Genomic DNA, 14,086 nt, shown 5'->3' on the forward strand with positions numbered 1-14,086 from the left:
ATAGACCATGACCTTAAAAGAATTATTGGTAGGTTTCGGCACCCAGGTACGCAGTATCTGGATGATCGGCCTGCATGCGTTCGCCAAACGCGAAACGCAAATGTACCCGGAAGAGCCGGTTTATCTGCCGCCGCGCTATCGTGGCCGTATCGTGCTGACGCGCGACCCGGACGGCGAAGAGCGCTGTGTGGCCTGTAACCTGTGTGCGGTAGCCTGCCCGGTAGGCTGTATCTCACTGCAGAAAGCAGAAACCAAAGATGGCCGCTGGTATCCGGAGTTTTTCCGCATCAACTTCTCACGCTGTATTTTTTGCGGCCTGTGCGAAGAAGCGTGCCCGACCACGGCGATTCAGTTAACCCCGGACTTCGAACTGGGCGAATACAAACGTCAGGATCTGGTATACGAGAAAGAGGATCTGCTGATTTCCGGCCCGGGCAAATACCCGGAATATAACTTCTACCGGATGGCGGGTATGGCAATCGACGGCAAAGATAAAGGCGAAGCAGAGAACGAAGCCAAGCCTATCGACGTCAAGAGCCTGTTACCTTAAGGAGAGGGGCAATGGAATTCGCTTTTTATATCTGTGGCCTTATCGCCATCCTCGCGACGTTGCGGGTTATTACGCACACTAATCCGGTACACGCCTTGCTGTACCTGATTATTTCGCTGCTGGCGATTGCGGGTGTGTTCTTCTCGCTGGGCGCGTACTTCGCCGGGGCGCTGGAGATCATCGTTTACGCCGGAGCCATCATGGTGTTGTTCGTGTTTGTGGTGATGATGCTGAACCTCGGTGGGGCAGAGATTGCCCAGGAACGCGAGTGGCTGAAGCCGCAAATCTGGATTGGCCCGGCCATTCTTTCCGCTGTTCTGCTGGCGGTAATGGTGTACGCCATCCTGGGCGTCAATGACCAGGGCATCGATGGCAACCCAATCAGCGCGAAAGAAGTTGGTATCGCGCTGTTTGGCCCGTACGTTCTGGCGGTTGAACTGGCCTCCATGCTGCTGCTGGCGGGCCTGGTTGTTGCCTTCCACATTGGCCGTGAAGACCGTCCGGGCGAGCTTATCAGCAACCGTCCGAACGACAGCGCGAAAAGAAAACCGGAGGAGCACGCATGATCCCCTTAACACATGGACTGATCCTCGCCGCGATCCTCTTCGTTCTCGGTCTGACCGGTCTGGTTATCCGCCGCAACCTGCTGTTTATGCTGATTGGGCTGGAAATCATGATTAACGCCTCGGCGCTGGCCTTTGTGGTCGCCGGGAGCTACTGGGGCCAGACCGATGGTCAGGTGATGTATATCCTCGCCATCAGCCTTGCGGCTGCGGAAGCGAGTATTGGCCTGGCGCTGCTGCTGCAGCTCCATCGTCGCCGCCAGAACCTGAACATCGATTCAGTAAGTGAGTTGCGCGGATGAATATGCTTGCCTTAACCATTATTTTGCCATTGATTGGCTTTGTTCTGCTGGCCTTCTCCCGTGGCCGCTGGTCGGAGAATCTCTCGGCTACCGTGGGCGTGGGCTCAATTGGCCTCGCTGCGCTGGTGACTGCGATTGTCGGCGTTGATTTCTTTAACAACGGCAAACAGGTGCTCAGCGTTCCGCTGTGGACATGGATGTCAGTGGGCGATTTCAATATCGGTTTCAACCTCGTGCTGGACGGCCTGTCGCTGACCATGCTCTCGGTAGTGACCGGCGTTGGCTTCCTGATCCACATGTTCGCCTCCTGGTACATGCGCGGTGAAGAGGGTTACTCCCGCTTCTTCGCCTACACCAACCTGTTTATTGCCAGCATGGTGGTTCTGGTGCTGGCCGATAACCTGCTGCTGATGTACCTCGGCTGGGAAGGCGTGGGCCTGTGCTCCTATCTGCTGATCGGTTTCTACTACACCGATCCGAAGAATGGCGCAGCGGCGATGAAAGCGTTTGTCGTGACCCGCGTGGGTGACGTCTTCCTCGCCTTCGCACTGTTTATTCTCTACAACGAACTGGGCACCCTGAACTTCCGCGAAATGGTGGAACTGGCGCCGGCGCACTTCGAGGCGGGCAATAACATGCTCACCTGGGCGACGCTGATGCTGCTGGGTGGCGCGGTCGGTAAATCGGCACAGTTGCCGTTGCAGACATGGCTTGCCGATGCGATGGCGGGCCCGACGCCTGTCTCCGCGCTGATCCACGCCGCAACGATGGTGACTGCCGGTGTCTACCTGATTGCCCGTACCCACGGTCTGTTCCTGATGACCCCGGAAATTCTGCATCTGGTGGGTATCGTGGGTGCGGTCACGCTGGTGCTGGCAGGTTTTGCCGCGCTGGTGCAAACCGACATCAAACGCGTACTCGCCTACTCCACCATGAGCCAGATTGGCTACATGTTCCTGGCGCTGGGCGTTCAGGCGTGGGATGCGGCGATTTTCCACCTGATGACCCACGCCTTCTTTAAAGCGCTGCTGTTCCTGGCGTCCGGCTCGGTTATCCTGGCCTGCCACCACGAACAGAACATCTTTAAGATGGGCGGCCTGCGTAAATCCATTCCGCTGGTGTACGCCTGCTTCCTGATTGGTGGTGCCGCGCTCTCCGCGCTGCCGCTGATCACCGCAGGCTTCTTTAGTAAGGATGAGATTCTGGCGGGTGCGATGGCGAACGGTCATGTCAACCTGATGGTGGCGGGCCTGGTCGGTGCGTTCATGACCTCGCTGTACACTTTCCGTATGATTTTCATTGTCTTCCACGGAAAAGAACAAATTCACGCTCACGCAGGGAAGGGGATCACCCACCACCTGCCGTTGATTGTGCTGATGATCCTCTCCACCTTTGTTGGCGCGCTGATTGTTCCGCCGCTGCAGGGTGTGCTGCCGGATACCACCGAGCTTGAGCATGGCGCGGTGATGACCCTGGAAATCACCTCCGGCGTGGTGGCGATTGCGGGCATCCTGATTGCCGCATGGCTGTGGCTGGGCAAACGTACTCTGGTGACGTCGATTGCCAACAGCGGCCCTGGCCGTCTGCTGGGCACCTGGTGGTACAACGCCTGGGGCTTCGACTGGCTCTATGACAAAGTGTTCGTTAAACCGTTCCTGGGGATTGCGTGGCTGCTCAAGCGAGACCCGATGAACGCGATGATGAACATTCCGGCAATCCTTTCTCGCTTTGCGGGCAAAGGGCTGGTGTTGAGCGAGAACGGTTATCTGCGCTGGTATGTGGCCTCCATGAGCATCGGCGCAGTGGTTGTGCTGGCGCTGCTGATGGTACTGCGTTGAGTTTGATTGTTATGTGAGTGTCGGATGGCGGCTGCGCTTATCCGACCTCCACCGACAATCAGAAGTGAAAATCAGGTCCTGTAGAGGACTTTAACAAGGAATATAGATCGCCATGTTATTACCCTGGCTAATACTGATTCCCTTTATCGGCGGCTTCCTGTGCTGGCAGACTGAACGCTTTGGCGTGAAGATGCCGCGCTGGATCGCGCTGATTACCATGGGATTGACGCTCGCGCTTGGCCTGCAACTGTGGCTGCAAGGCGGTTACTCACTGACGCAATCCACCGGTCTGCCGCAGTGGCAGTCTGAATTTATCCTGCCGTGGATCCCACGCTTCGGTATTACCATCCATCTGGCCATCGACGGACTGTCGCTGCTGATGGTGGTGCTGACCGGCCTGCTGGGTGTGCTGGCGGTACTCTGCTCGTGGAATGAAATTCAGAAATATCAGGGCTTCTTCCACCTCAACCTGATGTGGATCCTGGGCGGCGTGATTGGCGTGTTCCTCGCCATCGACATGTTCCTGTTCTTCTTCTTCTGGGAGATGATGCTGGTACCGATGTACTTCCTGATCGCACTGTGGGGCCATAAGGCGTCCGACGGTAAAACGCGTATCACGGCGGCGACCAAATTCTTCATCTATACCCAGGCGAGTGGTCTGGTGATGTTGATTGCCATTCTGGCGCTGGTGTTTGTTCACCATAATGCGACCGGTGTCTGGACATTCAACTACGAAGACCTGCTGAAAACCCCGATGTCCCACGGCGTGGAATACCTGCTGATGCTGGGCTTCTTCATCGCCTTCGCGGTGAAAATGCCGGTGGTGCCGCTGCACGGCTGGCTGCCGGATGCGCACTCCCAGGCGCCGACCGCAGGTTCCGTTGACCTGGCAGGGATTTTGCTGAAAACCGCGGCCTATGGTTTGCTGCGTTTCTCGCTGCCGCTGTTCCCGAACGCCTCTGCCGAGTTTGCGCCAATCGCCATGTGGCTGGGCGTGATTGGTATCTTCTACGGCGCGTGGATGGCTTTCACTCAATACGATATCAAGCGTCTGATTGCGTACACCTCCGTTTCCCACATGGGCTTCGTGCTGATTGCTATCTACACCGGCAGCCAGCTTGCATACCAGGGCGCAGTGATTCAGATGATTGCTCACGGTCTGTCGGCAGCGGGTCTCTTCATCCTGTGCGGCCAGCTTTACGAGCGTCTGCATACGCGCGACATGCGTATGATGGGCGGCCTGTGGAGCAAAATTAAGTGGCTGCCAGCCTGCTCCCTGTTCTTCGCTGTGGCGACGCTGGGTATGCCGGGCACCGGGAACTTCGTCGGTGAATTTATGATCCTGTTCGGCAGCTTCCATGTGGTGCCGCTGATCACCGTCATTTCGACATTCGGTCTGGTCTTCGCTTCCGTTTACTCGCTGGCGATGCTGCACCGCGCTTACTTCGGTAAAGCGAAGAGTGAAATCGCGGCCAAAGAGCTGCCAGGGATGTCGCTGCGTGAACTGTTCATCATTCTTCTGCTGGTCGTGCTGCTGGTTCTGCTGGGCTTCTATCCTCAGCCGATTCTGGACACGTCACACTCTGCGATGGGCAACATTCAGCAGTGGTTTGTTAATTCTGTTTCAACTACAAGGCCGTAATTCGCCATGACAATAACTCCACAACAACTGATCGCGCTGTTACCGCTGCTGATCGTCGGCTTGACGGTGGTGGTTGTGATGCTCTCCATTGCGTGGCGACGCAATCACTTCCTCAACGCCACGCTTGCGGTTATCGGGCTTAACGCGGCGCTGGTTTCGCTCTGGTTTGTCGGCCAGGCGGGCGCCATGGATGTGACGCCGCTGATGCGCGTCGACGGCTACGCCATGCTCTACACCGGTATGGTGCTGCTGGCGAGCCTCGCGACCTGTACGTTTGCTTACCCATGGCTGGAAGGCTATCCGGACAACAAAGAAGAGTTCTACCTGCTGGTGCTGATTGCCGCGTTGGGTGGCATTCTGCTGGCGAACGCCAATCACCTGGCGGCGCTGTTCCTGGGTATTGAACTGATCTCGCTGCCGCTGTTCGGTTTGATTGGCTACGCTTTCCGTCAGAAACGTTCGCTGGAAGCGAGTATCAAGTACACCATATTGTCTGCCGCAGCATCGTCTTTCCTGCTGTTCGGTATGGCGCTGGTTTACGCCAACTCCGGCAACCTGTCGTTCGTCGCGCTCGGTAAGAGCCTGGCGGACAACATGCTGCATGAACCGCTGCTGCTGGCGGGTCTGGGCATGATGATTGTTGGCCTTGGCTTTAAACTCTCGCTGGTGCCGTTCCACCTGTGGACGCCAGACGTCTACCAGGGCGCGCCAGCCCCGGTTTCCACCTTCCTGGCGACGGCGAGCAAAATCGCTATCTTCGGTGTGGTGATGCGCCTGTTCCTCTACGCGCCAGTAGGCGACAGCGAAGCGGTACGCGTGGTGCTGGGCCTGATTGCCTTTGCCTCCATCATCTTTGGTAACCTGATGGCCCTGAGTCAGACCAACATCAAACGTCTGCTCGGCTACTCGTCTATCTCTCACCTCGGTTATCTGCTGGTGGCGCTGATCGCGCTGCAAAGCGGCGAAATGTCGATGGAAGCGGTGGGCGTCTATCTGGCCGGTTATCTGTTCAGCAGCCTCGGCGCGTTTGGCGTAGTGAGCCTGATGTCCAGCCCGTATCGTGGCCCGGACGCGGAATCTCTCTTCTCCTACCGTGGCCTGTTCTGGCATCGCCCGATCCTCTCTGCGGTGATGACGGTGATGATGCTGTCGCTGGCGGGTATCCCGATGACGCTGGGCTTTATCGGTAAGTTCTACGTGCTGGCCGTCGGTGTGCAGACTCACCTGTGGTGGCTGGTCGGCGCCGTGGTCGTTGGTTCGGCAATCGGCCTCTACTACTACCTGCGTGTGGCGGTAAGCCTGTATCTGAGCGCGCCGGAGCAACTGAACCGCGATGCGCCGTCGAACTGGCAGTACAGCGCGGGCGGTATCGTGGTGCTGGTTTCCGCACTGCTGGTACTGGTGCTGGGCGTCTGGCCGCAGCCGCTGATCGACCTGGTGCAGATGGCGATGCCGCTGATGTAAGGCTGAGTGCTGATGTGAAAAAACCGCCGATTTCGGCGGTTTTTTTATGCATGGAACTGCGAGGGATTACGCAGAAAAGAGCGCATGATGATTACAGATGTGACGGTGAGTGTAGTATGTATTCATGGAGAGTGATTCAGGGACTGAACAATGGAACAACGATACCGAATTGAGAGTGTAACGCTTAGGGACACCGGCGTTTTCGAGCACACCCATATTGAATTTCCCGGGAAGCGTCGTACCGGGCACGAAGCGAAAAAAGCGGAAATTCATATTTTTACCGGGCCAAATGGATGCGGCAAAAGCACCATGCTGTATGCGCTTGCTGGCATTTTTAGTCACGGGTCACCGAATCTTTCACCTCTTCATCAGCGATTCCGCAGCCGTAAGGCATCCGTTGCGTGTCGTTTCTGTGAAGAGCGTGCTGTTATCTCTGCCGGGAACGAACGTGCTACGCGAAAAACAGCGATGGCTGGTGACGAACAAAGCCTGCTTACGTCTTACAGGATCCTTTCCCGGAGCGAACATTGGCCGGTAGAGGGATGCGTGGATTTCGCCGCTTTTGCTTATTCAGGGCAGCGTTCGAACAGAGAGAAACTGCATACGTCAAAGATTGAAGAGCTCGCTATTTCCCCATTTGAAGATGCTTTATCTTTCGATGCAACGGTCAGGCCTGCTGTACTGGCAAACTGGATTGCCAATAACCGAACCAAGGCTGCGCTGGCGCGCCTGGAGTCAGCAGAAAGTGAGGCTGAAATTTACGACGAATCCTTATTAAGAATTTGCCGTTTTGTGAAAAATGTATCGGGGCTGACGATATCATTTCGTTTAGAGCGATCGCCGCTTGGCGTAAAAGTTGAACTCGAAGGGGAGAGCATTGAATATGATGTACTACCCGATGGCCTGAAGTCCATTATCTCCTGGATTGCGGATTTAGCATTGCGTCTTGAATCCGTTCCGTGGCGTGTGCCGCGCGATATTTTTTCGCAACCTATTATTCTCTTTCTCGATGAAGTCGATATCCATCTTCACCCTGGCTGGCAACGTCGCATTTTACCGGCGATTCAGACGCTCTTACCTAACGCGCAGGTTTTTGTCTCAACGCACTCTCCGTTTGTGGTGGGATCGGTAGAAGGTGCCTGGGTGTATCGACTACCAGAGCAACGCTACGATCTGTGTAAGGATTCGGGGTCTATGGAATCAATTACCGCGATGAGTTCATCTGCGGGGAAAAGTTATCAACTTATCCTGTCTGAAGTGTTTGATATCAATGAAGAGTTTGATGTAGAAACCGAATGCCAACTCGCTGAATTTAAACGAGCTTTACGAAAGCATATCGTTGATAAGGATAATGAAGATGCAGTTATGCAACTGGCCGCGCTTTTACAGGCTAAAGGAGAAGAACTTAATGCCCTGGTCACGATGGAACTGCGCCAGATGCAACGGCTATTGGCAAAATATACGGGAGATTAAATGTACGCATTTCACCGCAGCCAATGCCCGGCTTATCTTACCGATTGCTGGGAACGCCTGGGACGTCATTACGAAACGCGAAAGCGACGAAATCAACGCTATCGATTCAAATGGTTTTCTGAATTTCGTTATCCGACAACCAAACAGAAACTTTACGAGATGACGCAAGGGCATTGCGCCTTTTGTGATGGAGGAAGCTTAGGGGCTGAAAGTCGAATGACGCTCGAACATTTTAAACCTAAGTCCCGTAAGCAATTTTATCGGCTAGCTTATCAATGGGAGAATCTCTATCCGTGTTGTGACACCTGCCAGGCGCAAAAGAGAGACGGCTATGATGCAGCATTATTAGTTGGCGACCAGCCTGGCTACGTTTTTGATGATTACTTTATAGTGAACTATATTACGGGGGGCCTGGAGCCTAACCCGTTGGTCGCATCTGAAAACCAGCATCGCGCTGATGTCACCATCGCGACATATGGTCTGAATTTAGATGTGCGTAAAATCAGCCGTAAAAGGGAATTACGCTATTACCGACATCGTGATGCGAGTGTAGAATTTATTGATGATTTTAGGTATCGCTACTTTTTAAACGATGCTTAATACTGATGAGTCAAGAAGGCCAGGACTCCATCCACCACCTGCGCCATCCGCTCATAATCCAGCCTGTTCGCAGTATCGCCTTTCAGATGGTACTCGGTATTTCGGAAAAACGCCGTGTCGGTAATCATCACTGCCGGTATATCCCGCTGCCAGTAATTAAGATGATCCGAAAAGTCAATTCCGGGAACAAACGACGGAGCGTTGATGGAATATACGGGTAATGTTTTAACTGATAATAAACCGGCCTTTACCTGACGCACGGCGCTAATATCCTGGATTCTACCGACAACGGCGATGAAATTGCCGCGAGTAGGGTACAGCCAGTTCAGCCCAGCGAGGGGATAGCGTTGGCTGTCGGGGGCGTTGTCGTAATAACCAATCATCTCCAGCGCCACCATCAGTTTCACCGGGTGCGTGAGAGACGCGGCATGTACGGCACTCCCCATTTCATCACTACGAAAGAAGGGCGGTTCTTCCGAGGCGTAAGCAACCAGATCTACACTCATCGTGGGAGACTGCTGCCCAAGCAGGCGCGCCAGTTCCAGTAACCCGGCAACGCCGCTGGCGTTGTCATCAGCGCCGGGCGTCCAGCGTATTTTCTCGCCTTCCATCGCGACCGCGGAATCATAGTGAGCGCCGATGACAATGCGAGGCCCTTGCTGTGGGCCATAACGGGCGATGATGTTTTTGTACGGGCCGCCGACAATCGGAACGGCCTGCTCGCTTACCGATGCGCCGCTACGCTGGAATGTTTCGCGAATATATGTTGCCGCGGCACTGAGATGTTCAGTGTGATCAAAGCTGCGTGGATAAAGCGTCTCCGACAGGTACCGAACATCTTTTTCCAGTCTGGCAGGGCTGGCATGTTGTGTAGGGCTGGGCAGTGGAGAAACCCATGGCTGATAAACAACAAATATAAAACTCATCAATATCACTATCGATATAAATATTATCTGCAGCCAGCGTGCTTTTCTCATCTTTTTGAATGCGGTTGTATTTTATTTAAAGCTGAATCTTATCTCTTTAAAAGATGTTGTGAAATGTTATTTTAATATTAACTAAGTGAATGTGATGGTATTTGTTATTCATGGTTTTTATCCTCTCTGGGAATAATCCGTAATGCAGAGACTGGGAGATAATTAACTGTATATGGCGTAATGTTGGGTATATTTTGTGATTTAAGAATTGTTTTGTTTTAAAAAGGATTTTATATGTGCAAGAATAAACTATTAATAATATCAATATGTAGTTTAACCCTCAGCGGTTGTTCTCATGGGCCCGCTTATACATCGGGTTCGATGTCAGGTTATGCCATGATGGGGTCAGTGTCCCGCGCTTCTCCTCAGTCTGATACTTCCCGCTACACCCATTACGACGACAACCCGGTAAAACAGGTCGCACAATCTCCGTTGGCGACGTTTAGTCTCGATGTCGATACGGCCAGCTATGCGAATGTGCGTCGTTTTCTAAACCAGGGGCAACTACCCAACCCGGATGCGGTACGGGTTGAAGAGATGCTGAATTATTTTCCCTTGAGCAAACGCCCGAATGATAAAACTGCTTTTGGGGGGCAGGAGGTACAGAAATCCGCAGAGCGCGGCGTTCATATTGAAATTTCCTCCGGCTGCGAACCTGTTTCTCATCCTTTCACCGTCCAGTACGAACTCACTCCCGCACCGTGGAATGAACAACACACCCTATTACGCCTGGATATCTCGGCAAAAGATATTGCCAGCAGCGAGCGTCCAGCCGCTAATCTGGTTTTCTTGATTGATACCTCCGGTTCGATGGCAAGGGATGGACGTCTGCCGCTTATTCAATCGGCGCTCAAAATGATGGTCAATGACCTGCGTCCGCAGGATCGCGTCTCTATTGTCACCTATGCCGGCTCTTCAGAAGTCTTGCTGCCAGCGACCTCCGGGGCAGAGAAGCAAACCATTATTCATGCACTTAACGATCTCAGCGCTGACGGCAGCACTAACGGCGGGGCCGGGCTGATAATGGCCTATGAACAGGCGCAAAAAGGTTTTATCAAAGGCGGTGTTAACCGCATTTTGCTGGCGACGGACGGTGATTTTAACGTCGGTATAGACGACCCGAAAGCCATTGAAGCGCTGGTGAAAAAAGCGCGCGACACGGGTATTACGCTCTCCACGCTTGGTGTGGGTGATGACAACGTCAATGACGCAATGATGGTGAAAATTGCCGACGTGGGCAACGGTAATTACAGCTATCTCGACTCGCTCTCCGAAGCGCAAAAGGTGCTGGGCCAGGAGATGCAACAAACGCTGGTCACGGTCGCCAAAGACGTCAAAGCGCAAATCGAGTTCAACCCGGCGCAGGTGGTTGAATATCGCCAGATTGGTTATGAAAAGCGTCAGTTGCGCGATGAAGATTTTAATAACGATGCGGTCGATGCTGGCGATATCGGCGCGGGTAAACACGTCACGGTGCTGTTTGAACTCACCCTCGCCGGGCAAAAAGGCTCGGTTGATGCGCTGCGTTATGCCAAAGAAGCGGCAAAGCCCGCCAGCGGCAAAGAGAATGAACTGCTGTGGGTGAAGCTGCGCTACAAAGCGCCACAGGGGGAAACCAGCCGTCTAATGAGCCAGCCGGTGATGGCGACGTCGTTACAAAACAGCTTTGAAATGGCGTCCACGGATATGCGTTTTCTCTCAGCCGTGGCGGCTTATGGGCAAAAATTGCGCGGTTCAGATGAACTGGCGAAAACGTCCTGGCAGCAGATTGCCGGCTGGGCGGAGCGGGCTAAAGGCACGGATGAAAAAGGTTATCGGGCGGAGTTTATCCGGCTGGTGGATCTCGCCGCAGGGCTGTCGCGCTAAACGATGGGGGCGGTTGCGCCCCCGTCATGATTACAGCGTGATGACGGTAAAATCTTCCGCCATCTCACTTGCCGGGAAAATTTCCCGGCACTCGGCCAGCATGCGTCGACAACCTTCCGCATCATAGCGTGAGCTTACATGGGTGATAATCAAACGCCCAACGCCTGCATCGCGCGCCAGTTCTGCGGCCTGACGCGTGGACGAGTGCCCACGGCTGTTGGCTTTCTCTTCCATCGCCGTTTCCAGGGTAGTTTCATGCACCATCATATCGACGCCGTTCGCCAGCGCGAGCGCGCCCTCGCACGGCGCGGTGTCGCCAAAAATGGCCAGCGTTTTACCCGGCGTGGCGGGAGAGAGATAGTCGCCGCCATTAATGACGCGCCCATCTTCCAGCGTGATGCTCTCTCCCTCTTTAAGATGCTGGAACAGCGGCCCCGGCTTCACGCCAGCAGCAATCAGCGCTTTTGCGTCCAGCGCGCCGGGCTTGTCATGCTCTTCAATACGAAAGCCGTAGCACTCCAGCGGATGATTAAGCGGGTAAGCGGTGACTTTGCGCAGGCCGTCATCCAGCACTAAACCGGCGCTCACTTCGACGATTTCCATCGGATAATCAGTCCATGAGCCGCTCAGGCGCAGTGCGGTTTCAACAAACTCGCGCAGCCCTTTCGGCCCGTAAAGCGTTACCGGGTTCATATTGCCCGCCATTGAACGGCTGCACAGCAGCCCCGGCAGGCCAAACAGATGATCGCCATGCAGATGGGTGATAAAGATACGGTCGATTTTCCCGGGATGGAAGCTTGTTTCCAGTAATTGATGCTGCGTCCCTTCACCGCAGTCAAATAGCCAGATCCCGGGCTGCGTTGGATGCTGATGATGCAGAAGAATGGCAGTGACGTTGCGCGTCCGGGTCGGTACGCCAGCGGATGTTCCCAAAAAAGTCAGTTGCATAACGCCACTCCCCTGGCGGTCAATACATAATGATTAAAGAGCCTATCATGATTCTGCGGCAAGATTTGCACCATTCGGAATAAACCATTCCCCAGCCCCGTAAGCATTGACTATAGTTATCTGACAGGTTTAGCAAACATGGAGATAAACAATGGTTAATGAATCACGAATTGATGATGACCTGACTCTGCTTAGCGATACCCTGGAAGAGGTGCTTCGCTCCTCCGGCGACCCTGCCGACCAGAAATATGTTGAGCTAAAAGCGCGCGCGGAAAATGCGCTTCATGAAGTAAAAGCCCGCGTTAGCCACGCTTCCGACACCTACTATTATCGGGCGAAAAAAGCGGTCTATCGCGCTGACGACTATGTTCACGAAAAACCGTGGCAGGGTATCGGCGTAGGTGCCGCTGTGGGGTTGGTATTAGGTCTTTTATTGACCCGTCGCTGAGATAAATCACACTCCCTAATCATGGGTACTGCTTTTTACTGCCGGTACCCCGTATAATGTACGGTTTTTAGAATAGGGAGGTTCGCGTGCTATCCGTTTCTGTTGCGCTAAAGAGTCTGGCTGACTCTCTGTCGGACGATTTCCCCGCATCACCCGGCACGCGAATTTTCGAAGTTTCTTTCCCCCTGAATGATGGGTTTGACCCGCTCTGCTGGTTGAATGCTCAACCCGTCTGGCCGCAGTTCTGGTGGCAGCAGCGCAGCGGCTGTCAGGAGATTGCCGCGCTGGGCACCGCCGTTTCATTCCTCTCTATCGCTGATGCCGAACGCTTTTTGTCCCGGCACGCAGCGGATGACATCCGTATCTGCGGTCTGAATAGTTTTGATTTCAGGCAAACCACATTTTTTTTGCCTCGCCTGGAGTGGCGGCGTGAGGGCGGCGTTGCCACACTCCGCGTGAATCTGTCGAGCGAAACCTCTCTGAAAGATGATGCGCATGCGGCACGGGCGTTTCTTGCGACGTTGACGCCACACGGGGTATGCAACGCGCTGGCGCTTGAGCTTATCAGCGAGATCCATCGCCCGGGAGAAGCAGGCTGGCGTGGGCTTATCGAACAGGCGACGCGCGCTATTGCAGACGGCGAATTTGATAAAGTGGTGCTGGCGCGCGCGACCGATCTCACCTTTGCCACGCCGCCCGATGCCGGGGCGTTGATGGCGGCCAGCCGCCGGGTGAATTTACATTGCTACCACTTCTTTATGGCGTTTGACGCGCAGCAGGCGTTTTTCGGATCATCCCCGGAAAGACTATGGCGCAGACGTGGCCTCGAACTGGAAACCGAAGCGCTGGCCGGGACGGTCGCCAGCCATCCCGATCCGGTTCAGGCACAGCACTTTGCTGACTGGTTGATGCATGATGATAAAAATCAGCGTGAAAACAGGCTGGTGGTGGACGATATCTGTGAGCGTCTACAGGAATATGTCGACGCGCTGGACATTCTGCCTGCCGAAACGGTCAGCCTGAGAAAAGTTCAACATTTACGTCGCGTTATCCAGGCTAAGCTGAAGGAAGCGGACGATGAGCGCTGTCTGAAACAACTGCAACCCACGGCGGCGGTTGCCGGGCTGCCGCGTAATAAGGCGTTCGATTTTATTGACGCATTTGAACCCTTCACCCGGGAATGGTACGCGGGGTCGGCGGGATATCTTAGCCGACAACAAAGCGAGTTTTGCGTCATGCTGCGTTCGGCGAAAGTCAGCGGTAACACGCTGCGCTTATACGCGGGCGCGGGGATTGTCGCCGGGTCTCAGGCGGAGTCTGAGTGGCAGGAAATCGAAAATAAAGCAGCAGGGCTGCGCTCTTTATTGTTCTCTGAGTAGAACATTAACGACTCATATCAAAATCTCATTGTTTCG

At 54.3% G+C, this 14,086-nt stretch carries 13 protein-coding genes; 11 read left to right on the forward strand and 2 right to left on the reverse strand.

Annotated elements, in window-relative coordinates:
• The first annotated feature begins 7 nt into the window (after nt 1–7).
• From nuoI to VSR74_RS14360, 8 genes are all read left to right on the forward strand, one after another.
• Nucleotides 8–550, forward strand: a complete 543-nt coding sequence (nuoI, locus tag VSR74_RS14325; protein WP_000172742.1) for an NADH-quinone oxidoreductase subunit NuoI — start codon at nt 8–10, stop codon at nt 548–550.
• Between the two features lie 11 nt (nt 551–561).
• On the forward strand, nt 562–1,116 hold the full coding sequence (gene nuoJ / locus VSR74_RS14330; RefSeq protein ID WP_347795330.1) for an NADH-quinone oxidoreductase subunit J: 555 nt from the start codon (nt 562–564) through the stop codon (nt 1,114–1,116).
• On the forward strand, nt 1,113–1,415 hold the full coding sequence (gene nuoK / locus VSR74_RS14335) for an NADH-quinone oxidoreductase subunit NuoK (protein ID WP_003861496.1): 303 nt from the start codon (nt 1,113–1,115) through the stop codon (nt 1,413–1,415). Before nuoJ ends, nuoK begins: the two co-directional genes overlap by 4 nt.
• Nucleotides 1,412–3,253, forward strand: a complete 1,842-nt coding sequence (gene nuoL / locus VSR74_RS14340) for an NADH-quinone oxidoreductase subunit L (protein ID WP_347795331.1) — start codon at nt 1,412–1,414, stop codon at nt 3,251–3,253. The genes nuoK and nuoL overlap by 4 nt, the downstream gene beginning before the upstream one ends.
• Nucleotides 3,254–3,365: 112 nt before the next feature.
• Complete coding sequence (nuoM, locus tag VSR74_RS14345) at nt 3,366–4,895, forward strand: NADH-quinone oxidoreductase subunit M (RefSeq protein WP_108473595.1); 1,530 nt, start codon at nt 3,366–3,368, stop codon at nt 4,893–4,895.
• A 6-nt stretch (nt 4,896–4,901) separates the two neighbouring features.
• Nucleotides 4,902–6,359, forward strand: coding sequence for an NADH-quinone oxidoreductase subunit NuoN (nuoN, locus tag VSR74_RS14350; RefSeq protein ID WP_347795332.1), 1,458 nt, complete (start codon nt 4,902–4,904; stop codon nt 6,357–6,359).
• Nucleotides 6,360–6,509: 150 nt separating this feature from the next.
• On the forward strand, nt 6,510–7,832 hold the full coding sequence (locus VSR74_RS14355) for an AAA family ATPase (protein ID WP_347795333.1): 1,323 nt from the start codon (nt 6,510–6,512) through the stop codon (nt 7,830–7,832).
• The gene (locus VSR74_RS14360; RefSeq protein WP_347795334.1) at nt 7,833–8,432 is read left to right on the forward strand and encodes an HNH endonuclease family protein; all 600 of its coding nucleotides are present in this window, start codon (nt 7,833–7,835) and stop codon (nt 8,430–8,432) included.
• Here the strand turns inward: VSR74_RS14360 and VSR74_RS14365 are convergent.
• Complete coding sequence (locus VSR74_RS14365) at nt 8,429–9,358, reverse strand: M28 family peptidase (RefSeq protein ID WP_347795335.1); 930 nt, start codon at nt 9,356–9,358, stop codon at nt 8,429–8,431. The genes VSR74_RS14360 and VSR74_RS14365 overlap by 4 nt on opposite strands.
• A gap of 285 nt (nt 9,359–9,643) precedes the next feature.
• Here VSR74_RS14365 and VSR74_RS14370 point away from each other — a divergent pair, with 285 nt between their 5' ends.
• Entirely contained in the window at nt 9,644–11,275 is a 1,632-nt protein-coding gene (locus VSR74_RS14370) for a vWA domain-containing protein (protein ID WP_347795336.1), read from the forward strand.
• Nucleotides 11,276–11,305: 30 nt separating this feature from the next.
• Here the strand turns inward: VSR74_RS14370 and rbn are convergent, their stop codons facing one another.
• On the reverse strand, nt 11,306–12,223 hold the full coding sequence (gene rbn, locus VSR74_RS14375; RefSeq protein ID WP_347795337.1) for a ribonuclease BN: 918 nt from the start codon (nt 12,221–12,223) through the stop codon (nt 11,306–11,308).
• 151 nt (nt 12,224–12,374) lie between these two features.
• Between rbn and elaB the strand changes: the two genes are divergently transcribed.
• Complete coding sequence (elaB, locus tag VSR74_RS14380) at nt 12,375–12,671, forward strand: stress response protein ElaB (protein WP_347795338.1); 297 nt, start codon at nt 12,375–12,377, stop codon at nt 12,669–12,671.
• An 86-nt stretch (nt 12,672–12,757) separates the two neighbouring features.
• The gene (gene menF, locus VSR74_RS14385) at nt 12,758–14,050 is read left to right on the forward strand and encodes an isochorismate synthase MenF (RefSeq protein WP_347795339.1); all 1,293 of its coding nucleotides are present in this window, start codon (nt 12,758–12,760) and stop codon (nt 14,048–14,050) included.
• The last annotated feature ends 36 nt before the right edge of the window (nt 14,051–14,086 follow it).

Origin of the sequence: Pseudocitrobacter cyperus, from assembly GCF_039889165.1 — a bacterium.
Classification (GTDB): Bacteria; Pseudomonadota; Gammaproteobacteria; order Enterobacterales; family Enterobacteriaceae; genus Pseudocitrobacter; species Pseudocitrobacter cyperus.

Bases quoted from the DNA above. Each gene is read 5' to 3' on its own strand.
- VSR74_RS14370 (WP_347795336.1), top strand. From the start codon at position 9,644: ATGTGCAAGAATAAACTATTAATAATATCAATATGTAGTTTAACCCTC.
- VSR74_RS14360 (WP_347795334.1), top strand. From the start codon at position 7,833: ATGTACGCATTTCACCGCAGCCAATGCCCGGCTTATCTTACCGATTGC.
- VSR74_RS14365 (WP_347795335.1), bottom strand. From the start codon at position 9,358: ATGAGTTTTATATTTGTTGTTTATCAGCCATGGGTTTCTCCACTGCCC.
- nuoJ (WP_347795330.1), top strand. From the start codon at position 562: ATGGAATTCGCTTTTTATATCTGTGGCCTTATCGCCATCCTCGCGACG.
- rbn (WP_347795337.1), bottom strand. From the start codon at position 12,223: ATGCAACTGACTTTTTTGGGAACATCCGCTGGCGTACCGACCCGGACG.
- nuoK (WP_003861496.1), top strand. From the start codon at position 1,113: ATGATCCCCTTAACACATGGACTGATCCTCGCCGCGATCCTCTTCGTT.
- nuoL (WP_347795331.1), top strand. From the start codon at position 1,412: ATGAATATGCTTGCCTTAACCATTATTTTGCCATTGATTGGCTTTGTT.
- nuoI (WP_000172742.1), top strand. From the start codon at position 8: ATGACCTTAAAAGAATTATTGGTAGGTTTCGGCACCCAGGTACGCAGT.
- VSR74_RS14355 (WP_347795333.1), top strand. From the start codon at position 6,510: ATGGAACAACGATACCGAATTGAGAGTGTAACGCTTAGGGACACCGGC.
- nuoM (WP_108473595.1), top strand. From the start codon at position 3,366: ATGTTATTACCCTGGCTAATACTGATTCCCTTTATCGGCGGCTTCCTG.
- nuoN (WP_347795332.1), top strand. From the start codon at position 4,902: ATGACAATAACTCCACAACAACTGATCGCGCTGTTACCGCTGCTGATC.
- elaB (WP_347795338.1), top strand. From the start codon at position 12,375: ATGGTTAATGAATCACGAATTGATGATGACCTGACTCTGCTTAGCGAT.